The organism is Ensifer sp. BR816 (assembly GCF_000378985.1).
Taxonomy (GTDB): domain Bacteria; phylum Pseudomonadota; class Alphaproteobacteria; order Rhizobiales; family Rhizobiaceae; genus Sinorhizobium.
Map to the genome: position 1 here is coordinate 680,190 of NZ_KB905370.1, position 24,706 is coordinate 704,895.

A 24,706-nucleotide genomic window follows, 5' to 3' on the forward strand; every position below is an offset into this window, starting at 1 on the left:
GGGCTCAACGAAGAACACAGACGGCGATCGGATCGTGACGAAAGGCCAATTCAGCGTGATGCCGCGCCGCATTGACGGGGTTGACGTGGTCGAAGCCGCGACACGCCATTCCTTCGCGCGCCACACCCATGAGCAATTCGGCATGGGCCTCATTCACCAAGGCGCGCAGAAGTCGCTGAGCGGGCGCGGCACCGTCGAGGCCGAAGCCGGCGACGTGATCACCGTCAATCCGGGCGAGGTCCACGACGGTACGCCGATCGGCGACTCCGGTCGCTCCTGGCGGATGCTCTATCTCGCGCCGTCGCTGGTCGAGGCTATCGTCAGCGACATCAGCGAAGGCCGGAGACAGACCTGCGAGTTCGCGGATCCTGTCATCCGGAACGCTGCCCTTGCCGCCCGCTTTCGCGCGATCTTCGCGACCGCGGCGACCGCAGGCAGCAACGAGTCCAAGCTTCGTTGGGAGGAACTGGCGGTGACGTTGCTTGCCGAGGCGATGCGTCTTGTCCCCCGATCCGCCGCCGGGCAAAAAGTGCCCGCTTCAATTGCAGCGGCGGTCAACCTGATCGACGACGATCCGCTGACGCCGCTCACCTTGGCGGACCTCGCCCGCGAAAGCGGCTTGAGCCGTTTCCAGGTCGTGCGCGGCTTTGCCAGGGCGATCGGCTTGACGCCGCATGCCTATCTCATGCAGCGGCGCATCGATATCGTCCGCCGCCTGATCGGCAAGGGTACGCCGCTTGCGGAGGCGGCGGCTGCCGGCGGCTTTGCCGACCAGAGCCATATGACGCGGGTATTCGTCCGCAAGTATGGGTTTTCGCCAGGCGCCTATGCGCGGGCTGTCGGTTAGTGCATGTCGCCCAAAAGTGTGCAGCGGTTTTGGGACAACGACATGCACAAAACAAAGACCCAAAGCGCGTCGCATGAATATGGTTGAATGCGACGCGCTTTATGACCTGCAATTCCGTACAAGACCGCCAACCCCCGATGCGATTTTCTGCCGCCTCCAAACAAGTAAATGGCGGCAGCATGTCGAAGCAAGTTCAGGGGTATTTCTATCTGTCTCTCGCGATGGTTCTGGTGGGGAGCACGGTTGCTACGAGCAAGATCATCGCCGCCGGCCTGCCGCCTTTCACCGCGACGGCACTGCGCTTCGCCATCGCTTTCCCGCTCTTGCTGTTGCTGATGCGGGGAACCCGAACGCCGTGGCCGCGGCTCCCAAGGGGCGACTGGCTCATCCTTTTCCTGCAGGCCGGCGCCGGCGGCGTCGGCTATACGACCCTGCTCATTTCCGGCTTGAAGTTCACCCCCGCGGCAGATGCCGGCGTAATCATCGGTACGCTTCCCGTCGTCTCGGCGGCGATCGCCATCATCATCCTTGGTGAAAGACCGCATCCTTCGACGCTTCTCGCGATCGCTCTTGCCGCCGCAGGCGTGCTGACGATCGTTTTCCGATCGGAGACGGGCGGCATGCATTCGCTCACCGGTAGCCTGCTGATCTTCGGCGCCGTCATCTGCGAAGGCTTGTTCATCCTCCTCAACAAGCGATTGAAGCGCGTAATCCCACCGCTGACGCTGTCCGGCCTGATGGCGGGCCTCGGCGGCGCGATCGCCGCGCCGATTGCGCTTGCGGAGGTTCCCTGGGCCGGATCGATAACCACGGCTGCCATTGCCGCCGTCGTCTATTATGCACTGGTGCCGACCGTCGGCGGCTTCCTGCTCTGGTATGCGGGGCTGGCCAAGGTGAGCGGTACCGAAGCGTCGGTCTTCACCGCGCTTGCGCCGGTTTCCGCGGTGCTGCTTGCTTTCGCGGTGCTCGGCGAACCGCTGGCTCTCAATCAGCTGCTCGGCATCGGCTGCGTCCTTGTCTCGGTACTCTGCCTCGGCATTTTCGGACCGACGACTCAGCCTGCCAATACGGCCCGAACCTGATTGAACAGGAGCAGCCTCATGCATTTCCGTCACTCGACCGATATCTGGACAGAGTTCCCCGAACTTGCGGCGGGCGTCCTCCATGTCGAGGGCATCCATCGCGACATGTCCGTCGCAGCCCATGGCGATGAGTTCGAGGCCGTCGCGAAAGCCCGACTTGCAGAAGCTGCAGAGGGTGATCTTCCCGAAATACAGGCCTGGCGCGCCGCGCCTTTTCGCGCATGGGGATGAAGCCGACGCAATATCGCTCAGCCTCGGAGGCGCTGCTCAGGCGGTTCAGGAAGGAGGGAACGCTACCCAAAATCCATCCGCTGATCGATCTTTGCAATGCGGCTTCGCTCGCCTTTGCGGTTCCGATCGCAGTCTTCGATCTCGACAAGGTGGCGGCCCATCTCGAAGTGCGCCGAGCTGCCGGCAGCGAGATCTACACGACCTTTGCCGGTGAAACCGAACATCCCGAGCCGCAGGAAGTCATCTTCGCTGATGCGGAAGGGCGGGCGCATGCGCGGCGCTGGACCAATCGCCAGAGCGGTTATTCGGCCGTGCGCGACGAGACAAAGCGCGTGCTGATCGTCGCCGAGGCGCTGCATGCCGGCGCGTCGTCTGATGTGAAACGGCTCACCGACGAACTTGGCGCCGCCATCCGTGCCGTCTGGTCCGTCGAGCCTCGGCGCGCGATACTGGGCCGGACGGCGCCGCGTCTTGATTGCTGAACGGCCACCATTCGCTTGGTCATCGCCTCACTGCTGCCAAAAAGCTTTGAACGGCTAAGGCGCGTACCAATCGCGACAGCGAGGATCAAATCCATGCTTGATCGAGGCGTTCCATCACTTGCTGCACGCGCCAAGCAGGCGCTCTTCGATCGCGGCGGGCTCGAAGAGATCTTCCGTCACGCCCGCAACCTGGTCGTCGCGACACTGGTCACGGCGGCGGGAATCCACGCCGTCGAAAACCCCGACCTCATCGAAGCCAAGGGACTGCTGAATATCTCGGTCGCCGGCTATATCGTCTTTGCGATCGGTATCGCGCTGTTCCTGATGAACTTCGTCGACGGTCTTTACAGGCTATCGAAAGTCCGGCGGCATGTGGCGCTGCAGCTTCTCGTCGCCGCGGTCTACGTGATCGTCACGATCCGCGTCGCACAGCTGATCCTGGCGCTGCGAATGTCGTTCTCGTAAGGGTCGATCACGCCGCCTTGGCGACGTGATACTCCTTGATCGCCACCATCTTGATCGCCGGGTAGCGTTCCGACTCGTAGCGCAGCGAGAAGCCGTCCTGGGCCATGAACACCGGATCGCCGTCGAGGTCGCGGGCGATGTCGCCCCGGCGCGCCGTGATGAACTTGTCGAGTTCGGCCGGATTGTCGGCGGAGATCCAGCGGCAGACGGAGAAGCGTGACATTTCAAAGGAAACGGGCAGGCCGTATTCCGCCTGCAGGCGTTCCTTCAGCACGTCGAGCTGCAGCGCACCGACGACGCCGACGATGGCAGGCGCGCCGTCGTCCGGGGAAAAGAGCTGCACGACGCCCTCTTCCGCCATCTGCTGCAGCGCTTCCTTCAGCTTCTTCGCCTTCATCGCGTCCTCGAGCCTCACGCGGCGGAGGATTTCCGGCGCGAAGTTCGGCACGCCCTGGAACACGAGCGGCTCGCCCTCGGTCAGCGTGTCGCCGATCCTGAGCGTGCCGTGGTTCGGGATCCCGACGACGTCGCCGGCGAAGGCGGTATCGGCAAGCTGGCGCTGCGAGGCAAAGAAGAACTGCGGCGCGGTCAGCCCCATCTGCTTGCCGGTACGCGACAGCCGTGCCTTCATGCCGCGCTCGAGCTTGCCCGAGCAGACGCGAACGAAGGCGATGCGGTCACGGTGGTTCGGGTCCATGTTCGCCTGGATCTTGAAGACGAAGGCGGTCATGCGGTCGTCGGTCGCCTCGACGGTGCGGATGTCGGCGACCTGGGCGCGCGGCGGCGGCGCGAAGTCGCTCAACGCATTGATCAGGTCGCGAACGCCGAAATTGCGCAGCGCCGAGCCGAAGAAGACCGGCGTCAGATGGCCTTCGAGGAAAGCCTTGCGGTCGAAGGGCTTGCAGGCCTCGATCGCCAGCATCGTCTCCTCGATGAAGGCGTCGCGCTCGTTCTCCGGCAGGCGATGCGAGGCCATTTCCGGATCGTTGACCTTGGTCAGCCGCTCCTGCGTGTCGGCGCCGCGCACCTCGTTGGTGGCAAGATGATAGGTGCCGCAGAATGTCTTCGAACGGCCGATCGGCCAGGTGACCGGCGCGCAGTCGAGCGCCAGCTTGTGCTCGACCTCGTCGAGGATCTCGAAGGGATCGCGGCTCTCGCGGTCCATCTTGTTGACGAAGGTGATGATCGGGATGTCGCGCAGGCGGCAGACCTCGAAGAGCTTCAGCGTGCGCGGCTCGATGCCCTTGGCGGCGTCGATCACCATGACGGCCGCGTCGACCGCCGTCAGCGTCCGATAGGTATCGTCGGCAAAATCCTCGTGGCCGGGCGTGTCGAGAAGGTTGTAGACGGTGTCGTCGTATTCGAAGGTCATCACCGAGGTGACGACCGAGATGCCGCGCTCGCGCTCGATCTTCATCCAGTCGGAACGGGTCTGGATACGATCCTTCTTGGCCTTCACTTCGCCGGCGAGCTGGATCGCACCGCCGAAGAGCAGCAGCTTTTCGGTGAGCGTCGTCTTACCGGCGTCCGGGTGCGAAATGATCGCAAATGTGCGGCGGCGGGAGACCGCCTCGGCAATGCTTTCGGCCATGATCTGAGTATCCTGTGAGTTGCGGCGTCCTTTACAGGCTTGGGCGGCAATATGCAATTGACTGCCGGGACCCCGACCCTGCTTATGGTGGAATGACCATGAGCGCTCCCGAAAAACACCACGCCCTTACCCTCGTCCGCCTGCCGCATGCCGAGGGCCTCGACCTGCCGGCCTACGAGACGGCGGGTGCCGCGGGCATGGATCTGCGTGCCGCCGTTTCCGCCGATCAGCCGCTGACGATTGCCCCGGGCGAGCGGGCGCTGGTGCCGACTGGGTTCATCTTCGAAATCCCCGCCGGCCATGAAGGCCAGGTGCGGCCGCGCTCCGGCCTCGCCTTCAAGCACGGGATCACCTGCCTCAACACGCCGGGCACCGTCGACAGCGATTATCGCGGCGAGGTGAAGGTGCTCATCGTCAATCTCGGCGAGGCGGATTTCATCATCGAGCGCGGCATGCGCATCGCCCAGATGGTGATCGCGCCGGTGATCCAGGTCTCAATCCGCGAGGCGGACGGCGCGACGGCGACCGCCCGTGGGGCCGGCGGCTTCGGCTCGACTGGAGCTAACTGATGCATGTCGCCCGAAAGCGTGCAGCGGTTTTGGGAAACGACATGCATAAACAAGAAATCTAAAGCGGCGGCAGGCGCCGCTTGACCGGCGTCGACTTGACGATCGACGTGTTGGTCTGCGCCTTCTCGGCGATGCGGTCGAGGATCGTGTCCAGCTCGCCCATGTCGCGGACGAGGAGCTTGGCGACGAAGCAATCGTCACCGGTGATCTTGTCGCACTCGACGATCTCCGGCGTCTCCTGGATGAGCTTTTCGACGATATGCAACATGCCCGGCATCGGCCTGACGCGGACGACCGCCTGCAGCGGATAGCCGAGCCGCGCCGGATTGACGGAGACGGTGAAGCCGTTGATCACGCCGCGCTCCTCGAGCTTGCGCAGCCTCTCGGCGGCGCTCGGCGAGGAGAGCCCCGCTTCCAGCGCGAGCTCCTTCAACGACACGCGGGCATTTGCCGCGAGAATTTCCAGAATACGACGGTCAAGCTCGTCGAGCATTGGCAGCTCCATAAGATAGTTCGGCAATTTGCCATTGATAATTAGGCATTATTTCACATTATCCTTTGTTTATCCATATATTCCCACAAACAGACTCATTACTCTGGCAGTCAAATCAGCAATGGAGCGAGAGCGATGAACAGCGATTTGCGGCGCGGAAGCGCGGAGATGACGGCAGCAATGCTGATTTCAGGGACGATCGGCTGGTTCGTGCTGATGTCGGGCCAGCCGGTGGCCGGCGTCGTCTTCTGGCGCTGCGTCTTCGGGGCCGTGACGCTGGCGATCCTTGCCGTATTGCTTGGCCTGATCGACCTCAGGCACTTCCGGCCGAGAATCGTGGCTCTCTCCGTGCTCGGCGGTGTGGCGATCGTCGTCAACTGGCTGCTGCTCTTCGAGGCCTATTCGCACGCCTCGATCTCGATTGCGACGATGGTCTACAACACGCAGCCCTTCATGCTGCTGGGGCTCGGGGCGCTTTTCCTGGGCGAGAAGATCACCCCAACCAAGCTCTTCTGGCTCTCGGTATCCTTTGTCGGCATGCTGGCGATCGTCTCCGCCAAGCCGGCGGGCGGTACCGCAACCGGCGACTATCTAGCCGGCATCGCGCTTTCGCTCGGCGCGGCCTTCTTCTACGCGATCGCGGCGATCGTCACCAAGCTTCTCAAGGGCACGCCGCCGCAACTCATCGCGCTGATCCAGGTCGTCACCGGCGCGGCGATGCTCGCGCCCTTCGCAATGACCGCGCCCCTGCCGCAGACTGCGTTTCAATGGACCTTGCTGATCGCCGTCGGCGTCGTTCACACCGGCATCATGTATATCCTGCTCTATGGTGCGATCCAGAGGCTGCCGACCCATGTGACGGGCGCGCTTTCCTTCATCTATCCGATCGCCGCGATCCTCGTCGACCGGGTCGCCTTCGGGCACGAATTACAGCCGGTACAGATCGCCGGATCGGCTGCGATCCTTGTTGCGGCAGCCGGCACCAATCTCGGCTGGACGCTGCGTTCGCTTCCCCTCATCAACCGGCAAACCGAGCGGAGCGCCTCATGATCACCTGCTACCTGAAATACGTCGTCGACCCCTACAAGCTCAAGGAATTCGAGCATTACGCCAAGCTCTGGATTCCGCTGGTGAACCGGCTCGGCGGCACGCATCACGGCTACTTCATGCCGCATGAGGGCGCCAACAACATCGCGCTCGCGCTCTTCAGCTTTCCCTCGCTCGCAATTTACGAGACCTATCGCGAGCAGATGGCCGCCGATCCGCAATGCCAAGCGGCCTTCGCCTATGCCGAGGAGACGCGCTGCATCGTCAGCTACGAGCGCAGCTTCATGCGTCCAGTGTTCGAATGAGGACCGCCTGAGGGCGCAGCATTGCGCTCGATGCACTCCGCTACGAGCGCCTGCAGGCGCCACAAGTTGCGGTCGCGAATGCCCCTGGCCTCGAGATGCGTCACCGTGTTGAGGAGATACTCCGCGCCCGAGCCGACATGGCCGCAGGCGCGCGCCAGGACTTCGGCGACGACCTCGAGGGGAAGGCTTCCGGCATAGAACGACGAAGTGCGGTTCATGACGAACCCCAGGGCAGGAACGGATCCCCGTGCCGTCTCGACCTTGATCCAGCGGGGCATGCTGTTGGGCGGCTTATAGGTGAACTCTCGCCGGAACAGCCTTCCGAGCTGGCCTTCGAGGTCGCCGTTCGGCAGTTCGTAGAGAACGCCGCGGCACTGCCCGCCGCGGTCGAGGGCCATCATGAGGCCCGGCTCTTCGGGTGTTCCCCGAAAGCGGAGCATCCGCAAGCAGAACGATCGATGCCAGCCCCGGGCGATGCCGATTTCTTCCCTGACATGCTCGATCTCCGGCCTCCAGATCAGCGATCCATAGGCGAAGAGCAGGGTTGGCGAGCCCGGCGCCGGATGGCTCTTCGTCATCCGCGCCACCCAGTCGTCATAGTCCGCATCTGTGTGCAGTATCGTCCCGGCTCCCGGACCGCCGTCCGCAACCGCTCTGTGGACCTGCGCGACATGGGCCGCGGTCAAGCTGAAGGATGCTGATCTGCCGGACATGGTCAAAATCTCCGCCACGCCGAGGAGGATCGCGCAACCGTCCCCCGGGTGCAAGCTGGCCTTTCGGGGCGACCTCGCTTTACCGGCGCGCCTCGGCAGCCATGCTGACGGCGAGGCTGGCCAGCACGGTGCTCATTATCCAGCGCTGCACCAGCATGAAGAGGGGCCGGCCTGCGAGGAAGGCGGCGATCAACCCGGCGGTCACCGCGATCAGCGCATTGACGCTGACGCTGATTGCCATCTGCAGGCTGCCGAAAACGAGCGACTGCAGGAGCACGCTTCCGGATTCCGGTCGGATGAACTGCGGCAGCAGCGAAAGGTAGAGCGCCGCCACCTTCGGATTGAGCAGGCTGGTGACGAGGCCCATGACGAAGAGCTTGCGCGGTCCGTCCTGCGGCAGGTCGCGGACCTGGAACGGCGAGCGACCGCCGGGCTTCACGGCCTGCCAGGCGAGAAAGAGGAGATAGAGTGCGCCGGCGAAGCACAGCCCGTTGTGGGCGAAGGGAACCGCGAGCAACAGGGCGGTGATGCCGAGCGCCGCGAAGACCATGTAGAAGACGAAGCCGAGTGCCACGCCGCCGAGCGAGATGAGGCCGGCGCCCGGACCCTGGCAGATCGAACGGGAGATCAGGTAGATCATGTTTGGCCCCGGCGTCAGCACCATGCCGAGCGCTATCAGGGCGAAGACCACGAGGTTCTGAATTTCCGGCACGATGCGTCCCCCATCCACGGTTTCCGGAACGTGTCGGTTCGCCCGGCGCCCGACAATGCCGTTCTTGTCACCCGATCAATTTTTCCCGCAAAACCCGCCCCGCCAGGCGCTGAAAAAATGATCTGCCAACCAGGGGTTTTGCGGCCGCTTTTTCTCTCGGCCGCCGCAGGCGCGACGATGCTGCTCTGGCACAGGCCGATCAATGCCCCTATTGTCGCCACAGTATTTCAGAACGAAGGGAGATACCCATGCCCGAAGCGCGCAAACCCGGCCGCGGCCGCGTCTTTTCCTCGATCACCGAGACGATCGGCGACACGCCCATCGTGCGGCTCGACAAGCTCGCCGGGGAAAAGGGCGTGAAGGCGAACCTGCTCGCCAAGCTGGAATTCTTCAACCCGATCGCCTCGGTCAAGGACCGCATCGGCGTCGCGATGATCGAGGCGCTCGAAGCGCAGGGGAAGATCACGCCCGGCCGAACGACGCTGGTCGAGCCGACATCCGGCAATACCGGCATCGCGCTCGCCTTCGTCGCCGCCGCCAAGGGCTATCGGCTGATCCTCACCATGCCGGAGACCATGTCGGTCGAGCGGCGCAAAATGCTGTCGCTGCTCGGCGCCGAACTGGTCCTGACCGAAGGCGCGAAGGGCATGAAGGGCGCGATCGCCAAGGCGCAGGAACTCACCGAGACGCTGCCCGACGCCATCATCCCGCAGCAGTTCGAAAATCCGGCCAATCCGGAGATCCATCGCAAGACGACCGCCGAGGAAATCTGGAACGACACCGAGGGCAGCGTCGATATCCTCGTTTCCGGCATCGGCACCGGCGGCACGATCACCGGCGCCGGGCAGGTGCTGAAGGCGCGCAAGCCGTCGGTCAAGGTGATCGCCGTCGAACCGGAGGAGTCCCCGGTCCTTTCCGGCGGTGCGCCCGGGCCGCACAAGATCCAGGGCATCGGCGCCGGCTTCGCGCCGTCGATCCTCGACACGGGCGTCTACGACGAGGTGATCACGGTGAACGCGGGCGAAGCCGTCGAGGTGGCCCGCCTCGTCGCGAGGCTCGAAGGCGTGCCGGTCGGCATTTCATCCGGTGCGGCACTGCAGGCCGCCATCGAAGTTGGCCAGCGCGAGGAGAACGCCGGCAAGACCATCGTGGTGATCATTCCGTCCTTTGCGGAGCGCTATCTTTCGACCGTGCTGTTCGAGGGGTTGGGCGCGTAGGGCGCCAATTCTCTCCACGTATCGCGGTCGGCAGGCGGATTGCGTGTAACCTGACTCACCATCGCTACGCCGCCACCGGCAGGCGCTCGCCGGCGACCCGATAGGAGATCGCTTCGGCAAGATGGATGCGGCCGACGGTCTGCGTGCCGTCGAGATCCGCGAGCGTTCGTGCAACCTTCAGCACACGGTGATAGCCGCGCGCGGAGAACTTCATCTTTTCCGCAGCATCCCTCAAGAGCTGGAGGCCGGCGGCGTCCGGCTCGGCGATCTTCTCGATCATCGCCGTCGAACAGCGGGCATTGCTCGTGAGTTCCGGATGGCCGTGGGCGGCGAAGCGATCCCGCTGCAGTTCACGGGCACGCGCAACGCGGCTTGCGACGGCGGCGCTCGCCTCGGCGGTGCCGGGGCGGATGAGGTCGGCGGCGCTGACGGCGGGCACGTCGATACGGATGTCGATGCGGTCCATCAGCGGGCCGGAGATCCGCGCCTGGTAATCGGCCATGCAGCGCGGTCCGCGGGCGCAACTGCGTCCCGGCTCGCCGGCCATGCCGCAGCGACAGGGGTTCATTGCCGCGACGAGCTGGATCGCCGCCGGGTAGCTGACGCGGTGGTTGGCGCGGGCGATGACGCATTCCGCGGTTTCGAGAGGCTGACGCAGCGCGTCGAGCACCTGCGGCGGAAATTCCGGAAACTCGTCGAGAAACAGGACGCCATGATGGGCGAGCGACGCCTCACCGGGTTTTGCCCGCAAGCCGCCGCCGATCAACGCCGCCATGGTGGCGGAATGGTGCGGCGCGCGGAACGGCCGGCGGTCGGAGAGCTTGCCGCCCGGCAATTGCCCGGCGATCGAATGGATCATCGACACTTCGAGCAACTCGGACGGCGACAGCGGCGGCAGGATCGACGGCAGCCGTGCGGCGAGCATCGACTTGCCGGAACCGGGCGGCCCGACCATCAGCATGGTAGATACAAGAGACCCATACATTTTCGAAAGCTTCTGTGATATGCGCCTGACCATGAACGACCTCACTACGACCAAACCCAAGGCCTACAGCTACATCCGCTTCTCGACGCCAGAGCAAGAGCTTGGCGATAGCCTACGTCGTCAGACGGAAGCGGCAGTACGCTACGCGGCCCTGCAGGGACTTGAGCTTGACGATAAGCTCACCTTCCGTGATCTCGGTGTCTCGGCCTTCACTGGCGCTAACGAGGAAACGGGACGCCTTGGTGAATTCCTCGCTGCTGTCCATCACGGGGACATTCAGAGAGGCGCCTATCTCCTCGTAGAGAGCCTTGACCGCCTCAGCCGCCAGAAGCCGAGGAAGGCAGTGAAGGTCTTGGAGCGCATCTGTGAAGCGGGCATTACCGTTGTCACGCTCGATGATGGTCGCCAATACACCGAGGAGACACTCGATGAAGACCCCTTGGCCCTCATGGTCGCGCTGCTGGTGGCATCCCGTGCGCATGAGGAGAGCGCCAAAAAGGGTCGAAGGGTCGCTGCAGCGTGGGCGAATAAGCGGGACAAGGCCCAGGCTGGCAACAAGCCACTGACCGCTCTGTGCCCCGGCTGGCTTCGACTGAACGCTGACCGCACCGGCTTCGATGTCATCCCCGAGCGTGCCGACATAGTCCGCTATGTCTTCGCCCTTACGCTGGACGGCGTGGGGCAGCACAGCATCGCTGAGAGGCTGAACCGAGACGGTGTCCCTGTCTTCGGGCGGGGGAAGATGTGGCAGCGCTCTTACGTCAACAAGATGCTGGCAGACCACGCAGTGATTGGAAACTTCACGCCACACCGTGCCGAGAGGATCAACGGTAAGAAGGTCCGTATTCCGACCGGGACTATCGAGGGCTATTTCCCTGCCGTGGTTGAGCGTGAGGCGTTCGAACGTGTGGCCTCGATGATCAGTGCCCGACCGACATCAACGCGTGCGCCAGTAGCGAACATCTTAGCTGGCCTTGCTCGGTGCCCTCTATGTGACGCCTCAATGACGCGCATCAATAAGGGTTCAGGCACCAAGCAGGGGAGGCCTTATCTGGTATGCTCACGGGCCAAGGTGGGCGCTGGGTGTGACTATAAGCAGGTCAGGATGGAGAACGTCGAGCACGCCATCTTCTATCATGTCGAGGCGCTGCTTGGCGGGCTACCTTCACCGCACGAAGGGCTGCAGTCTAAGTGGGAGGAACTGCTTGTCCACCGTAGCGTCATGTACGAGGAGATCGAGCGGCTGGTCGAGGCCATCGCCCGGGCAGGACACTCCAAAGCGTTGCTGAGCCGCCTGAGGACGATGGAGCATGAGCGCGACGAGATCGATAAGAGGCTGGAGGAGATCGAGGAGCTGATAGCCGACAGCCTGACCAACCGGGTGCAGAACACCGTGAAGGAGCTGGTGGCGAAGACGCAGGACGAGGAGCGTGATGTCGCGAAGATCAACGCGACCATGCGGCAGTTGTTCTCGAAGGTCGTCGTAGACTATCGGGACGGTCAGCTATGGTTCCACTGGAAACACGCTGAGGGGGAGCAGACGGGGATTGTGTATGCCATGCCTCTGGAGACTGAGCTGAACGAGGGCCGCACCGTCCCCGATCCAAAGCTACCGAGCGCGGCCTGATCAGTTCCACCTCACACGACCTTCACAGCTCCCGTTGAGCGATCTTCGGGGGCTTTGCTTATGGAATGCAGTCTTTCGATCAGGCGTGACCGTGGCGAGGCGTTTGGGTGCGCCGGTCATGTCGAGGCCAACGCCCGCTCCTCCGGTCTGCGAGGCTCATGAGGGCGGGCTGGAGGCAGTGGCCGAAAGAAACTCAACGACGCAGAGACCGATCAGCCCCTGCTCAGTATCGCTCGGTCGATTACCGCCACCATACGGATAGAGAAATCGAGATTGCCCCACGCATACGGAAAAGATCGGAGGGTGATCATCTGGTTGTTATTGATAGAGACGGCAACCTCTAATTACCCCTTGCATTGGAATAAAATTGAGCGCGCAATTACCCCGCAATTTAGGATAAAGAGCGTTCATCTGTCCCCCGCTGGCTTCGGTCAGCCTACCGCACTGCCAACTCATGGCGATCCGACAGCCGGGAGTGCGGCGTGATGAGACTTCATCACATCCCTCATCGTTGGTCCTGCTTGCGGTCTCCTCGTTCCTGACGGTTCGGGGAGATCGTCTTTTCGGGGCCGCCCGAGGGAGCACGCAGTCGACAACAACATCATAGCCAACGAAATGAGGACGTTCCGTATGGACGTACACGCAGACCACGGCGGCGACACGCTGCCGATTGACATTCATAGTCAACCCTTCGCCACGGCGCTTGAGGCCCTTCGCCGTGTCGATCAGGACGACCCGCCCCGGCCTGTTGAACTCCCGCTCAAGAGAGCCAATCAAGCTCGCAAGGAGGCCACAGAGTTCAACCACAAGGCCGTCCACATCCTGATCGAGCTGGGATGGACGACATGCGCCATTGCCGGGGAGTTGGACATCTCCCAACGCACCGTCAGGCGTCTCCGAGAGCAGCCCTGTGAAGCCCTTGAGGTGGAGCTGCGGGAGACACGGGAGCGGGGAACGCGGGCTGCACGTATCAGCAGCGGCCCGTTCTTCAACGAGGATTTCCCAGAGGACCGAGAGACGATACAGCTCGATGAAGCACTCCCGACCAGAGAGAAGGTCAGGCGGTGTTTGCGACTCGGGAAGATGTCACAGGCCGAGATTGCCAGACGCCTCGGTGTATCCCGTCAAGCGGTGTCCAAACATTGGCTGTTCAATGATAGTGAACGAGGAGCTTCAACTGTTCACGCAGAATGGCCATTTGGGAGACCTCCAAAACGGTGTTTCTCAAATTTTATCAACAGCTTAGCTGGTTGACATCTCTATATATAGGTAACCTTCGACGAGACAAGCTGGGGTGATCTTTATTGTGGGTGATGGTGGTTGAGGTCTGAGGATGGTGTCCTCCCTCGACACCATCACCTCATCATCATCCCGGCTGTCGCCTGACCAGTGCAGTATCACGACGGCTTCCGGCCCCGTCACTTCCACATCAACCTTCCACAAGGACATTCTCATGAACCACGCCCGTGGCTCCAAGCACTACCGCGCCAAGCTGACCGAAGCCGACATCCCGGTCATTCGCCAGTTGCACCGTGATGGCGTTGCTCAAACAGTGATCGCCCGACAGTTCGGAGTGAAGCAGCCAGCGATCTGGTTTGTCATCACCCGGCGAAGCTGGGGCCACATCCCCGACTGACCACCATCATCACCATCGACCAGCGCCCCATGCGCACCTGCACCTCGCGGGAACAGGTCGTTCATTTGTTCATCCTGTGGTTTGGGAGAGCAGTCGGCCAAGGCCTTGCAAACCTTGGTCGGCCCTTTCGCTCCTGTGCCGGTCGCACAACACCGTCCGCATCGATGAACACCGCGCCTGTTCGATCCTTCACCAAACCCAAGGAACGAACGCATGATCACTCATACCAACACCGCCTACGCCCACCGCTTCTACATCGTCCCGACCAAGCGGGATAAGCGGCACACCCTCTACTCGGTCATCTTCAACGGCCGCGTTGTCATCCTCGGTACACACCTCCCGTCCGCTCATGGTTGCCAATATCTGGCTTCGATGGGTCTCTCTGGTCGAGCGGAGATGTGGGACTTCTCACGGTCGTACGCCCGCATGGTCTTCCCCGATCTGGTCAAAGCCGCTGGCATGACGGTCGAGGACGATGACCACGGTAGGCCTCGCGTTAAGCCGCTCAGAAAGCCGTGTCAGGGCCACATTCATGAGGGTTCAGACGCCGAGATGGACAATCACCCGTCCAACCATGAACGCCTCTCTACGGTCGCTTGAGAAGGAGACCCTCGATGACAGCAGCGACAGCAGCCCTTCATGTCGATGCTCTTCTCCTGCCCAGGCGGAAGGACGGTCTTCGACGCTATCGGCTTGAGTTCATGGGAGAAGTGCTCAACGAGATTACCTCGCTCCCCGGCCCTATGGCCTGTGATGTCCTCGCTCGACGGGGGCATGTGGGCTGGGTCGAGATCGACTTCGACGATGGCAGGCCAAGTGCCAAGAGGTGGGCCGGAGATGTCCGACTGAGGCCACCCGAAAGGGACTGAAACCTCCCGGTGAATGGGACGACTACGGCTTGAGAGAGGCTGTCGTCGTCTCCTCCCGGTCGTGCGACAAGCATGCCCCAAAATAATTGCCGAAGAAATTTGAGAGGTCAGATCAGATATAAGGCTCGCTCGGTTCCCCCCGGCACCCCGCGTTGGAGCGTCATGACAGCAGCTCCTCCATCATGCCGTCAGGCACCACAGCGAACTCGCCGCCTATCCACCTTCCGTCCTTGCGCAACGCTTCAAGGTGTTGCCCTTCCAATTCCCATGCGGCCCGAGCAGCGTCGAATTTGTGGGTTCGCACCGCACACCATCGAACCTTAGAACCTGGTGGAAAGCCTGCGTTCAATTCGGCGACACGACGCTCGACGTTCCCAGACATGCCGATTTTGATCACACTGTGCCCAGGTGGCAGATCAACAAACGCGCCGACCGGGCCTTCTAGGCGAAGTAGATAGACGTGTGTTTCGCCACTCTGGCGCACAACAATGGCTTCACCCGAAACAGGCGGAGGCCCTCGCCGCCACGTTGGCGAAGTATTTGGTAGGGCCGGTCCAGCGCCCGGATCATTCCGTTCAAAGCTCCAGGTCACCTGGACGGGCGTACCGTCTGTGGCTGCAATGGCTGTACCTAGACCGGCATAGGTGAAGGGAGAACGGTCGGTCCCGCGCCAGAACACGTGGACATCAATGGAGTTGGATATAATTCGGTCGATCTGAGGCTGCCCCCGCCTCGCGTTTGTCTTGCCAGACCAAATTAGGTTCTTGCCCTCCCACCTGTTGCCGTAGTCGTGCCCAGTGCGGCCCGCGATCCCTACGTTGGCAAAGATGAACGCCTGCCCGTTCCACTCGTCGTAGCCGGTATCCCACGCCCCTCCACGCCGCTCAACGGGCATACCGATCTGCGTAGCCACCTGCTCCCTGGTGTATTGGTCGGCTACTTTGAAGACTTCAACCATGTGCCCTCCCTCATCCCGTCCCGCATACATCATCCCCCGATGGCCTAACCCCGGTAACAGATACCGGGTGACTGTCTCAAGGCGGTCTTACAGTGCCACAGGGCAGGGTCATGTGACTCTCTCGAAAGACGCCTTACCGCAGTGCCACATGAATGGGTGTTGACTTTTGGCACTGTTAGTGTCACAACACCTAAGACTTCAACGGCACTACAGAGGACACCACCATGACATCTGCCATCATTGGCTACGCTCGCACTTCCACCCTCGACCAGACCGCAGGACTTGAGGCCCAGCTTCGAGACCTGAAAGCGGTTGGCTGCACGAAGGTGTTCCAAGAGCAAGTGTCGTCCGTCGATACCAAGCGCCCTGAGCTGGAGCGAGCACTGGACTATGTGCGTGAGGGTGACACGCTTGTCGTGACTAAGCTGGACCGCCTCGCCCGCTCGATGGCCAACCTTGTGGACATCACCAGCAAGCTGAAGGCCAAGGGCGTGGAGCTGCGTGTGCTGGCTTTGAACCTCGACACTGGCACACCCACCGGCAAGCTGATGCTGAACCTGCTGGGCTCCATTGCTGAGTTCGAGCGGGAGCTGATGCTGGAACGGCAGCGGGAAGGCATCGCCAAGGCGAAGGCCGAAGGTAAGTATCAGGGACGAGCACCGACAGCGAGGAGGAAGGCAGAGGACATTCGCAGGATGAAGGCTGAAGGGAAGACCATTGACTCCATCATCGAGGAGCTGGGCGTGAGCCGGTCGAGCGTCTTCAGGATGTTGCGGGATGATGCCAACTCGTAAGGCCGAAACGTCTTGATGGTTTCCCATCTTGTCTTTCGTGGGAGCGATAATGCTTTTTCGTCGCTTCATGCAGGTGCACCAGATCGACCGTCACGCCGTTATGGTCATCTGGCCATTGTCAACGGCGTAGTCTGCGAAGCCGTGAACGCCTTCGTTCGTTGTGAAGAGGAGGAGTGCTCGATGACCCTCCTCAGGGCCGCGATCGATCTCGTCAGCCGTGGAGGTGTCACTACCGCTGGCGTTCGGACTGGTCGGACGCAGGGGGTGTATTCTTGCGGCCAGCATGATGTATCGGCCATCTGGAAGTCCATGTCCGAACATCGGTGTCGCCCCTCGAAAAGTGATGTTGTAGTCTCGTCCCGGTTCAAATGCGAGAAGTAGAAGGTCAACGCCCGGCGCTGGTGTGGGCACATCTATCCACTCGACCGTGCTTCCCTTCGCGACCGGCAGCTTGCGAAGTTGGCCCTCAGGAAACCGGACGATGAACTCCCAAGCCAATCCATCAGCTACCCAGTGTGGAGCATCCCACGAAACGAGGTGGCGGTTCTTCGGGAGAGGAATGCGCTCGCTTGGCTCCCTGTCAGCGTACTGACGGGTGAAGCTCACCTGCCGTTTCCCAGATGCATGTAGACTGACTTTCAATGCACCCGCGATGCTTCTGCTCGCGATGTAGATGTCGTCCCGTGTGTTACCCCTTCTTCTGTCTGACCAGAACCGGAACACTGTACTCCGAGACCCGTCTTGCCCGCGCAGACCAATCCTGAGGCAAAAGGGGCCATCGTCACGTCGGACTATTCGAAGTTCGGGCGGAGGAGATGGATGTAGCCTCTCGTTGACCATGATGGACCCACTTCGCCAGCTATGCGGCCTTAGCGGCAGCGCCCCGAGGCGATAGCCCGCTAAGGCCGCTCCAAGGATGGAACCACGCCTGCGTCTTGGAGGATAGAGGCAGGCAGCCGGAACTTCTTCTGTCGCTTCCCTCCCCGCCATATCGAAATCACGCCCTCTTCGTTGAAAAGCTGGATGCGTTGCCCTCGGCCATGAGCCTGCCGGGACCACGCGGTGATGATCTCGACATTGTCGGGATCGAGAAACGCTCGGAGAGCTTCCAAGTCTGCGAGCGCAGCCCTCATGCAATCCAGCACCTCCTCCACGATGCTCACCAAGCGACGAAGCTCCCCGTCTGGCTGCTCGCACATCCACCAAATGGCGTCATCCTGTGATGCCCACGCGACCGCATCAATGGCCGCAACGAGGCCCCCGATCTTCCCTTCCTGGGCCATTGGGCGGCTGCCACCACGCAGGAGCGATGCCCCCGCAAGAGGCCGGTCCCCGAAGGGAACCTCGATGGATCGAAGCGCGCCGCGCATTTCCTCTTTTCGGTCGACCTTCTCCGACACGAGCAGGTAGCCGGTGTCCTTGACCATCCGGTGGATGCTCCGACAAAGGCCAGCACTCATGCCCGCCCGCAATGCATTTGTGACCGCGTCAAGAGCGCGGACCTGTGGTTGCATCCCGTCCCAAGCCCGAACGATGGCTTGAGGGATCATCCAGTTATGTTCGAGAAGCCGCTCATCATCCTTGCGCCGCTCGCTTGACGAATGACGCCTGAGCGCCTGCCGAAGCAAACCATCTTGAAAGTAGTGGTGCCCGCAGCAATGGCCTACCGCGTATAGGCCCCCATCGACGCGCGACCAGAGCAAGTGGCCCTTCATGTATTTCGGACTTTCCGGGGAGCAGATTGGGCAGGCGGCAAGACCGTGAAGCCGCACACTCTCCCTCGGCAGCACGAAGCCTTCAAGGAGCACTTCGACGTCGCCATCGGGTGGAGGGGCATGTGTGATGTACTGCCAGTCCCGAGGTCGACCCATCGCGGCGATGTGTTCGAGAAAGTTGGCCTTCAAGTATTCCGGCCTTGCTTCGAACGACTGCTTACGAACTGCGTTCATGAGGCTCCTATCCAAGAAGAGCTACAGCCATTGGCTGAGGCGAATCATCCTCCGCAATCAAAACGTAGCTTATAAGAACCCTCGAATAAAGCCCTCGACATGAACGGTACGCGAACACAGCGGAACATCTGGCCAACCGCCAGAACATCCAACGAACCACTACCGGCGATGTGGCAGCCTTCGACGCCTCCCCGTTCACACCATCAAGCTCGCGCGACTACCTAAATCTCGCCTGGATTTTTGGGAGCCCAAACTGCGAGCTAATGTCGAGCGTGACAATCGCGCCATAGAGGAGCTTCTGTCGCGCGGGTGGGAAGTATTGATCGTCTGGGAATGTGAAACAGTACCGACCCGTCGAGCTGAGCTTGTGATGCGTCTGGAGGCATTCTCGTGCGGTGAACCGAACGATCAATCTCCAGGCACATCCGTAAAAAGTCCCCTGGGATATTTTTTTTGATGTTCATGATGTTGACTTTGCGTCCCTGGGAGCTATTTTGGTCGTCATTATCAACCGGAGACGCACGAATGATCCCCTCTCAGAACGGCCTTCCCTCCCCCCTCGCAACGCTCGATGAAATCCTCGACGGCGGTGACACCTCCGAGAAACCCATGAAGGTCTTCATCGGCCACAATCTTGGCAATCGCACCTTTCTGATGCAGATGCCCATGCACGAATTCTTCGCTATGTCCGAGGTGGCGAATGACCCTGGCCGCGATGGGGATGCAATCGCGCAGCGCAAACTTGACCCCACGCACGCGAATAAGTTGGCTCACTACATTCTTAAGGGCCTCGTATCGGCGGCCATTGAGCGGCGTGACATTCTGAAGAAATCCCCTTCAATCCGCCTGAACGAGATCATGCACGCGCTGGGTCGGCAGCCCTACATGGCGATTCAGCCGATTGTCGTGAATGTTCGCGAATGCGATCCTCGCGGCAACGACATTCGAGGGGATCGGATGGTGGATCGCCGGACTGACGAAACGGCATCCTTTAAGGTCTTCCTGTCCCAGCGGCATGTTCTCTGGGTTGTCGACGGTCAGCACCGCCGTAAGGCGATGCAGATCGTGTTTGAATTCCTCGACACCATACGGGCGTCCAAAACCTATCCGAAAAAGGGTGCCAACCTCTTTGGCTCCAAAGATGGAGAGGCGCTCTCAACTGAAGAGCTGACAGCCTGGGAGGAGTGCTTCGAAGTCGCCCGTACTTACTGCACGCTGTTGATTGAGGTTCATCTTGGCCTGAAGCCGGACGAAGAGCGCCAGCTGTTCCACGACTTGAACAGGCTGGGTAAGAAGGTCGACACCAATCTCGCCCTTCAGTTCGACAACTCCAACCCGGTCAACTTGTTCATCAAAGACGAGCTCGTGGACAAGCTCGGCCTCCGTGTCACCGAGCAGGACGTAAAGAATTGGAATGACGATGAAGGCGGTATCACTCGGAAAGATCTCGTAGCCGTGAATGCGCTGTTGTTCCTGAACAAGACCAACATAAACGGCGCCAGCCCGGCGATGGTTCATGGGAAAACCGGCGTGGCTTATCGCTTTTGGACCGCCGTCGATGCAATCCCAGGCTTCGGCGAGGACAAGGCGCGCGAGAAGACCGTAGCTGCTCAGCCGGTCGTGCTTAAGGCACTGGCCAAACTGGTCTACGATTTCGCTTTCAGCAACCGCCGGCCGGCCAATGGTGACGAGCTTGTCGATGATCTCCTCGGGAAGTTGACCGACATCGATTTCAGCCACGATAACCCGCTCTGGCGGTATTACGAGTTGACAGATGCTGAGCGCCACGCACATGGCCTTACCGGCCTGTCAGCTTATTTGCCGAGCGAGGAAAGCGGGAACAGGGACATCGGAAGTCATCAGGGCGGGCTGATGCGCTTCGGCGCTAAACATAACGACATCTACCCAATTCTTGCCGATATGATCCGCTGGCGGCTCAGCTTTCCGTCCAGGCGGGGCGCAGAGCCGCTCCCAAATGCTGACGCACCTGCTGCGGCGTAAGACGGCAATGAGAAAGGGTATCCCCCAGCTCCGGGGGGTATCCTCCTGTGGCCAATAACCTCTCCACGGGAAACCAGCCCGAGGTCCTTTGTCTCTAACATCAGCAGGTTGTGGTTGCCGGCCGCCGCCACCTCCAGCGCCCGCTTGGCGCTTTCCTGGCCCTTGATGTCGGCGAGATCGGGAAGATTGGCGGCCGCGGCACGGATGGCGGGCTCGGGGCGCGAGAGCACTTGCGTGCCGCGGAAATGATTGGCGATGGCGATCAGGCTGCGTGGCGCGAGGATGTCGATCTCCGACCCGGCCCAGGCCGCTTCCGCGCCGCTTTCGGCCGGGCAGATCAGCCCCTTGCCGAGCGCATTGGCACCGATTGCCGCCGGCAGCGCGCCGGCGACCGGCGCGATCGTGCCGTCGAGATTGAGTTCGCCGATGACGACATAGCCGGAAAGCGCGTCCGCCGGTATCGCGCCGAGCGCCGCCATCAGCCCGAGCGCGATGGCAAGGTCGAAATGGCTGCCTTCCTTGGGCAGGTCCGCCGGCGCCAGATTGACCGTGACACGCTTGGCCGGCAACGCCAGACCCGAGGCGTGCAGCGCCGCCTGAACGCGCTCGCGGCTTTCGGCAACCGCCTTGTCCGGCAACCCGACGATCTGCATACCGACCTTGCCGGGCGCCACCATCACCTGGACGTCGACCGGAACACCCTCGATACCCTGAAACGCAACCGTGCTGACGCGCGCGACCATGATGCCCCCATTGCTCCAGCCTGCACCACACAACCGCCGCCGGTAGCAATCCAAATCTTGCACGGTACGCGCTTAAAAACAAGAACAATAATAGAACAAACGACGCGATATGCTTTTGGGTCGGCCGGTCAGCCGCGTTTCTGCTCGATCGCGTCCCAAAGCAGGCTGGCGACATCGGCGCCGCCGAACTTCTTGACCTCGCGGATGCCCGTCGGCGAAGTGACGTTGATCTCCGTCATGTAATCGCCGATCACGTCGATGCCGACGAAGAGGAAGCCCCGGGCTTTCAGCGCCGGGCCGATGCGGGCGCAGATTTCCTTCTCGCGAGCGGTGAGTTCGGTCGCCTCGGCGCGCCCGCCGACATGCATGTTGGAGCGGGCGTCGTGTTCGGCCGGAACCCGGTTGATCGCGCCGACCGGCTCGCCGTCGACGAGCAGGATGCGCTTGTCGCCCTTGCGGACCGCCGGCAGGTATTCCTGGGCGATGAAGGGCTCGCGGAACATCTGGCCGAACATTTCAAGGAGCGACGAGAGATTGCGGTCGTCGCGCGCCGAATGGAAGACCCCGGCGCCGCCATTGCCGTAGAGTGGCTTCAGGATGATGTCGCCCATCTCCTCGCGGAATCGGGCGATCTCGCTCGCATCGCGGGTGATCAGCGTCCGCGGCATCAGGTCGGGAAATTCGGTGACGAAGATTTTTTCCGGCGAATTGCGGACCCAGGCCGGATCGTTGACGACGAGCGTCTTCGGGTGCAGCCGCTCCAGGAGATGCGTCGAGGTGATATAGGCCATGTCGAAGGGCGGATCCTGGCGAAGCAGGATGACGTCCATGGTCGAAAGATCGATCCGCTCGGGCTCGTCCAGGGTGAAATGGTCGCCCTTGACGTCGCGCAGCGTCATCTGCTGCGCGGTCGCATAGACCTTGCCGTCGCGCAGCGACAGCCTGTCGGGCGTGTAGTGGAACAGCCGGTAACCGCGCGCCTGCGCCTCGAGGCTCATGGCAAAGGTCGAATCGCCCGCAATGGTGATGCCCGAGACATGGTCCATCTGGACCCCGACATTGACGATACCTGCCATTTTCCCGTTCCCGTTGGTTCCCTTGCCGCATTCCTTCGAGGCGGATGTCGCTTCGGCGAAATTATACAGCAATTCAAAGCGCTACCGCGACGATCGTGCACCCGAAACGGCCTATGGCGCCGCAGGAGCCCGCAACATGTAGAATGCGCAAGGCGCTTAGGCAAGGAGACCGGCGCCTATTCGAAACCCTCGACGACGCAGGTGATGAGGTCGTGGTCGGAGAGCGGACGGTCTGACGCGTCGAGCGAAGGAACGATGCGGCTTTCGCCGATCTTCAGCCCCCGCGCTAAAAACCAGTCGAGCTTCATCGCCCGTTTCGGCCAACGGGTGATCAGGCTCGGACGGGTGGTCATCTGATCGATCGGTCCGCCGTGGCGGGTGAAGCCGCGTTCGGCGCTCGCCGCAAAAAGACCCTCCGCCTCGAAATCGCCGCCGATATGATTGCCCGTGTTGAGGTCGCCGCCGATCAGGATCGGGAGGCCTGGAAAGGCGGCGTCCAGGGCGTCGATCAGTTCCTTGACCTGTCGCTCGCGGTAGGCAGCGGTGGTGGCGCTTTCCAGATGCGTGGAAACGGCGATGAGAGGGCCGGTCTCGGTCTCGATCACGGCGCCGAGGGCGATGCGCTCGCCGACGCGCGGCTGGTCGCTGTCACCGAACCACAGGCGCTCGCCCCAAAGCCGCAAAAGGAAGGAGCGCTGGACCGGGCTGGAGGTCAGCAGGGCGTTGCCATGAAAACCTTTGTCGTTGAAGTCGTCCCTGCAGAATTCGCGCTCGGTATCCGAGCCGAGCCCCAGTTCGATGAATTCGACGCCATAGGCATATTGCATTTCCAGTGCGGCCGCGACCTCGGCCGTCGTATGCCGCTGTCCTGTGCGGGCCATGCCGTTGTCCATCTCGGAAAGCAGAACGACAGGCGCACCGGTCGCGCGGAGATGGTCGGCGCTTTCTTCGGGAAAGAGGCAGCGTTCGAGGTTCCAGGCGGCGACGGTGAAGGGAAAGGCAAGCGGCGCCGGTGCCGTGGCGGCGCCGCCGATCTCGATCACGTTCATCGCCTCGAGCCCCGCCATGATCGCGTCATGGACGGCAATGCTGCGTTCCATGCGGAGAAAGCCCTCGCGGTCGGCCCGCGAGGGCGCGGTGAGTGTCGCTACGGTCTCTTCGATCACAGTGCATGCTCCAAATTCACGGTTTGCGGGCGGGCAGGTGCAGCTGTCGCCATGCCGGTCACCGCTGGGCGAGGAAGCCGCTTGCCGCTCTCCGCCGAGAAGAAATGCAGCCGATCCGTCGGCATGGCGATCGCAAGCTCGCTGGCAAGCGGCGTTTCCGGCGACAATGCGACGGTCAGCGCCTGATCCTCGACCGCGCCGTGCACCAGGCGTTGCGCTCCGAGTTCCTCGACATAGTCGACGCGGAAGAGCAAGGCCTGCTCGCCGGCAGACGCCGGGCGCAAGTCTTCCGCCCTGAGCCCGACGGTCACCGCCCCCTCGGCCGGCGCCGGATAATCGAGGTCGATCGCATGCGTGCCGACATGCAGGCGGCCGCCTTCCAGCACGCCCTTGAGGAGGTTCATCGCCGGCGAGCCGATGAAGCTCGCGACGAAGGTCGAGGCCGGTGCGTGATAGACCTCGAGCGGCCGGCCGATCTGCTCGATGCGGCCGCCGTTCAGCACCACCAGCCGGTCGGCGAGCGTCATCGCTTCGAGCTGGTCGTGGGTCACGTAAAGCGACGTGGTGCCGAGCCGCTTCTGCAAGCGCTTGATCTCGCCGCGCATCGAGACGCGCAGCTTCGCATCGAGGTTGGAGAGCGGCTCGTCGAAAAGGAAGGCGGCCGGCTTGCGGACGATCGCCCGGCCCATCGCGACGCGCTGGCGCTGGCCGCCCGAAAGCGCCCGCGGCTTGCGGTCGAGATAGGGCTCGATCTCCAGCATGCGCGCGGCTTCCGCGACCCGCGCGTCGATCTCCGCCTTCGGCGTCTTGCGGTTCTTGAGGCCGTAGGCGAGGTTCTCGTAGACCGTCATATGCGGGTAGAGCGCATAGTTCTGGAAGACCATGGCGACGTCGCGCTCGGCCGGATCGACATCGTTGACGAGACGCGTGCCGATCGTCACGCTGCCCTTCGATATCGTTTCCAGCCCGGCGACCATGCGCAGAAGCGTGGACTTGCCGCAGCCGGAGGGTCCGACAAGGACGATGAATTCGCCGTCGGCAATGTCGATCGAGACCGACTTTACGGCCTCGACATTGCCCGAGTAGATTTTAGACACCTCTGCGATATCGATCGCCGCCATGCTAGCTCCGTTGGTCAATGCGGAATG

The 24,706-nt window shown here is 62.1% G+C and carries 24 protein-coding genes and 3 pseudogenes; 15 read left to right on the top strand and 12 right to left on the bottom strand.

Annotated elements, in window-relative coordinates; genetic code table 11:
* Positions 1–34 precede the first annotated feature (34 nt).
* From RHIBR816_RS0103205 to RHIBR816_RS0103220, 4 genes and pseudogenes are all read left to right on the top strand, one after another.
* Entirely contained in the window at positions 35–847 is an 813-nt protein-coding gene (locus RHIBR816_RS0103205) for an AraC family transcriptional regulator (RefSeq protein WP_026186591.1), read from the top strand.
* Positions 848–1,026: 179 nt separating this feature from the next.
* Complete coding sequence (locus RHIBR816_RS33630; protein ID WP_018235091.1) at positions 1,027–1,929, top strand: DMT family transporter; 903 nt, start codon at positions 1,027–1,029, stop codon at positions 1,927–1,929.
* A gap of 18 nt (positions 1,930–1,947) precedes the next feature.
* A pseudogene (locus RHIBR816_RS33635) lies at positions 1,948–2,642 on the top strand (B3/4 domain-containing protein).
* 93 nt (positions 2,643–2,735) lie between these two features.
* The gene (locus RHIBR816_RS0103220) at positions 2,736–3,107 is read left to right on the top strand and encodes a hypothetical protein (protein ID WP_018235092.1); all 372 of its coding nucleotides are present in this window, start codon (positions 2,736–2,738) and stop codon (positions 3,105–3,107) included.
* A gap of 7 nt (positions 3,108–3,114) precedes the next feature.
* Here the strand turns inward: RHIBR816_RS0103220 and RHIBR816_RS0103225 are convergent, their stop codons facing one another.
* Positions 3,115–4,698, bottom strand: a complete 1,584-nt coding sequence (locus RHIBR816_RS0103225) for a peptide chain release factor 3 (RefSeq protein ID WP_018235093.1) — start codon at positions 4,696–4,698, stop codon at positions 3,115–3,117.
* 92 nt (positions 4,699–4,790) lie between these two features.
* Here RHIBR816_RS0103225 and dut point away from each other — a divergent pair, with 92 nt between their 5' ends.
* Positions 4,791–5,267, top strand: coding sequence for a dUTP diphosphatase (gene dut, locus RHIBR816_RS0103230; protein WP_026186592.1), 477 nt, complete (start codon positions 4,791–4,793; stop codon positions 5,265–5,267).
* Between the two features lie 58 nt (positions 5,268–5,325).
* On the opposite strand, the gene RHIBR816_RS0103235 is transcribed toward dut, so the two are convergent.
* Complete coding sequence (locus RHIBR816_RS0103235; protein ID WP_026186593.1) at positions 5,326–5,760, bottom strand: Lrp/AsnC family transcriptional regulator; 435 nt, start codon at positions 5,758–5,760, stop codon at positions 5,326–5,328.
* A gap of 135 nt (positions 5,761–5,895) precedes the next feature.
* Between RHIBR816_RS0103235 and RHIBR816_RS33640 the strand changes: the two genes are divergently transcribed.
* Both RHIBR816_RS33640 and RHIBR816_RS0103245 read left to right on the top strand, forming a co-directional pair.
* Complete coding sequence (locus RHIBR816_RS33640) at positions 5,896–6,810, top strand: DMT family transporter (protein WP_018235096.1); 915 nt, start codon at positions 5,896–5,898, stop codon at positions 6,808–6,810.
* Entirely contained in the window at positions 6,807–7,112 is a 306-nt protein-coding gene (locus RHIBR816_RS0103245; protein ID WP_018235097.1) for an NIPSNAP family protein, read from the top strand. Before RHIBR816_RS33640 ends, RHIBR816_RS0103245 begins: the two co-directional genes overlap by 4 nt.
* Here the strand turns inward: RHIBR816_RS0103245 and RHIBR816_RS0103250 are convergent.
* Both RHIBR816_RS0103250 and RHIBR816_RS0103255 read right to left on the bottom strand, forming a co-directional pair.
* The gene (locus RHIBR816_RS0103250) at positions 7,076–7,825 is read right to left on the bottom strand and encodes a gamma-glutamylcyclotransferase (protein ID WP_052522714.1); all 750 of its coding nucleotides are present in this window, start codon (positions 7,823–7,825) and stop codon (positions 7,076–7,078) included. The genes RHIBR816_RS0103245 and RHIBR816_RS0103250 overlap by 37 nt on opposite strands.
* Before the next feature lie 79 nt (positions 7,826–7,904).
* Positions 7,905–8,537, bottom strand: a complete 633-nt coding sequence (locus tag RHIBR816_RS0103255) for a LysE family translocator (protein WP_026186595.1) — start codon at positions 8,535–8,537, stop codon at positions 7,905–7,907.
* A gap of 248 nt (positions 8,538–8,785) precedes the next feature.
* On the opposite strand from RHIBR816_RS0103255, the gene cysK reads away from it, so the two are divergent.
* On the top strand, positions 8,786–9,754 hold the full coding sequence (gene cysK / locus RHIBR816_RS0103260; protein ID WP_018235100.1) for a cysteine synthase A: 969 nt from the start codon (positions 8,786–8,788) through the stop codon (positions 9,752–9,754).
* Between the two features lie 64 nt (positions 9,755–9,818).
* Here cysK and RHIBR816_RS33645 read toward each other — a convergent pair.
* Positions 9,819–10,715: pseudogene (locus RHIBR816_RS33645) on the bottom strand (YifB family Mg chelatase-like AAA ATPase); the annotation flags it as partial.
* Positions 10,716–10,770: 55 nt separating this feature from the next.
* On the opposite strand from RHIBR816_RS33645, the gene RHIBR816_RS33650 reads away from it, so the two are divergent.
* The 5 genes from RHIBR816_RS33650 (at position 10,771) to RHIBR816_RS0103290 (ending at position 14,871) form a co-directional block, all read left to right on the top strand.
* Positions 10,771–12,366, top strand: a complete 1,596-nt coding sequence (locus RHIBR816_RS33650) for a recombinase family protein (protein WP_245262553.1) — start codon at positions 10,771–10,773, stop codon at positions 12,364–12,366.
* A gap of 630 nt (positions 12,367–12,996) precedes the next feature.
* Positions 12,997–13,620, top strand: a complete 624-nt coding sequence (locus RHIBR816_RS0103275; protein WP_018235103.1) for a helix-turn-helix domain-containing protein — start codon at positions 12,997–12,999, stop codon at positions 13,618–13,620.
* 199 nt (positions 13,621–13,819) lie between these two features.
* Positions 13,820–14,002 carry a hypothetical protein gene (locus RHIBR816_RS37385; protein ID WP_157628137.1) on the top strand — a complete coding sequence of 61 codons (183 nt, stop codon included), beginning with the start codon at positions 13,820–13,822 and terminating at the stop codon, positions 14,000–14,002.
* A gap of 213 nt (positions 14,003–14,215) precedes the next feature.
* The gene (locus tag RHIBR816_RS0103285) at positions 14,216–14,602 is read left to right on the top strand and encodes a hypothetical protein (protein ID WP_018235105.1); all 387 of its coding nucleotides are present in this window, start codon (positions 14,216–14,218) and stop codon (positions 14,600–14,602) included.
* Between the two features lie 14 nt (positions 14,603–14,616).
* On the top strand, positions 14,617–14,871 hold the full coding sequence (locus tag RHIBR816_RS0103290) for a hypothetical protein (protein WP_018235106.1): 255 nt from the start codon (positions 14,617–14,619) through the stop codon (positions 14,869–14,871).
* Positions 14,872–15,031: 160 nt separating this feature from the next.
* On the opposite strand, the gene RHIBR816_RS35240 is transcribed toward RHIBR816_RS0103290, so the two are convergent.
* Positions 15,032–15,829, bottom strand: a complete 798-nt coding sequence (locus RHIBR816_RS35240; protein WP_018235107.1) for a GIY-YIG nuclease family protein — start codon at positions 15,827–15,829, stop codon at positions 15,032–15,034.
* 224 nt (positions 15,830–16,053) lie between these two features.
* On the opposite strand from RHIBR816_RS35240, the gene RHIBR816_RS0103300 reads away from it, so the two are divergent.
* Positions 16,054–16,623 carry a recombinase family protein gene (locus RHIBR816_RS0103300; protein ID WP_018235108.1) on the top strand — a complete coding sequence of 190 codons (570 nt, stop codon included), beginning with the start codon at positions 16,054–16,056 and terminating at the stop codon, positions 16,621–16,623.
* Between the two features lie 90 nt (positions 16,624–16,713).
* Here the strand turns inward: RHIBR816_RS0103300 and RHIBR816_RS0103305 are convergent, their stop codons facing one another.
* Together RHIBR816_RS0103305 and RHIBR816_RS0103310 are read right to left on the bottom strand one after the other, a co-directional pair.
* Positions 16,714–17,229: a hypothetical protein gene (locus RHIBR816_RS0103305; RefSeq protein ID WP_018235109.1), complete on the bottom strand. Its 516-nt coding sequence runs from the start codon at positions 17,227–17,229 to the stop codon at positions 16,714–16,716.
* A 293-nt stretch (positions 17,230–17,522) separates the two neighbouring features.
* The gene (locus RHIBR816_RS0103310; protein ID WP_018235110.1) at positions 17,523–18,572 is read right to left on the bottom strand and encodes a hypothetical protein; all 1,050 of its coding nucleotides are present in this window, start codon (positions 18,570–18,572) and stop codon (positions 17,523–17,525) included.
* Between the two features lie 525 nt (positions 18,573–19,097).
* Here RHIBR816_RS0103310 and RHIBR816_RS0103315 point away from each other — a divergent pair.
* Positions 19,098–20,573, top strand: coding sequence for a DNA sulfur modification protein DndB (locus RHIBR816_RS0103315; RefSeq protein WP_026186597.1), 1,476 nt, complete (start codon positions 19,098–19,100; stop codon positions 20,571–20,573).
* Between the two features lie 95 nt (positions 20,574–20,668).
* Here RHIBR816_RS0103315 and RHIBR816_RS33660 read toward each other — a convergent pair.
* The 4 genes and pseudogenes from RHIBR816_RS33660 to RHIBR816_RS0103335 form a co-directional block, all read right to left on the bottom strand.
* Positions 20,669–21,316, bottom strand: a pseudogene (locus RHIBR816_RS33660) (magnesium chelatase domain-containing protein); the annotation flags it as partial.
* 128 nt (positions 21,317–21,444) lie between these two features.
* Positions 21,445–22,392 (bottom strand): glutathione synthase, encoded by a 948-nt coding sequence (gene gshB, locus RHIBR816_RS0103325; RefSeq protein ID WP_018235115.1) that lies wholly within the window; start codon positions 22,390–22,392, stop codon positions 21,445–21,447.
* Positions 22,393–22,568: 176 nt separating this feature from the next.
* Entirely contained in the window at positions 22,569–23,558 is a 990-nt protein-coding gene (locus RHIBR816_RS0103330; protein ID WP_018235117.1) for an endonuclease/exonuclease/phosphatase family protein, read from the bottom strand.
* The gene (locus RHIBR816_RS0103335; protein ID WP_018235118.1) at positions 23,555–24,679 is read right to left on the bottom strand and encodes a sn-glycerol-3-phosphate import ATP-binding protein UgpC; all 1,125 of its coding nucleotides are present in this window, start codon (positions 24,677–24,679) and stop codon (positions 23,555–23,557) included. Before RHIBR816_RS0103335 ends, RHIBR816_RS0103330 begins: the two co-directional genes overlap by 4 nt.
* Positions 24,680–24,706: the final 27 nt, after the last annotated feature.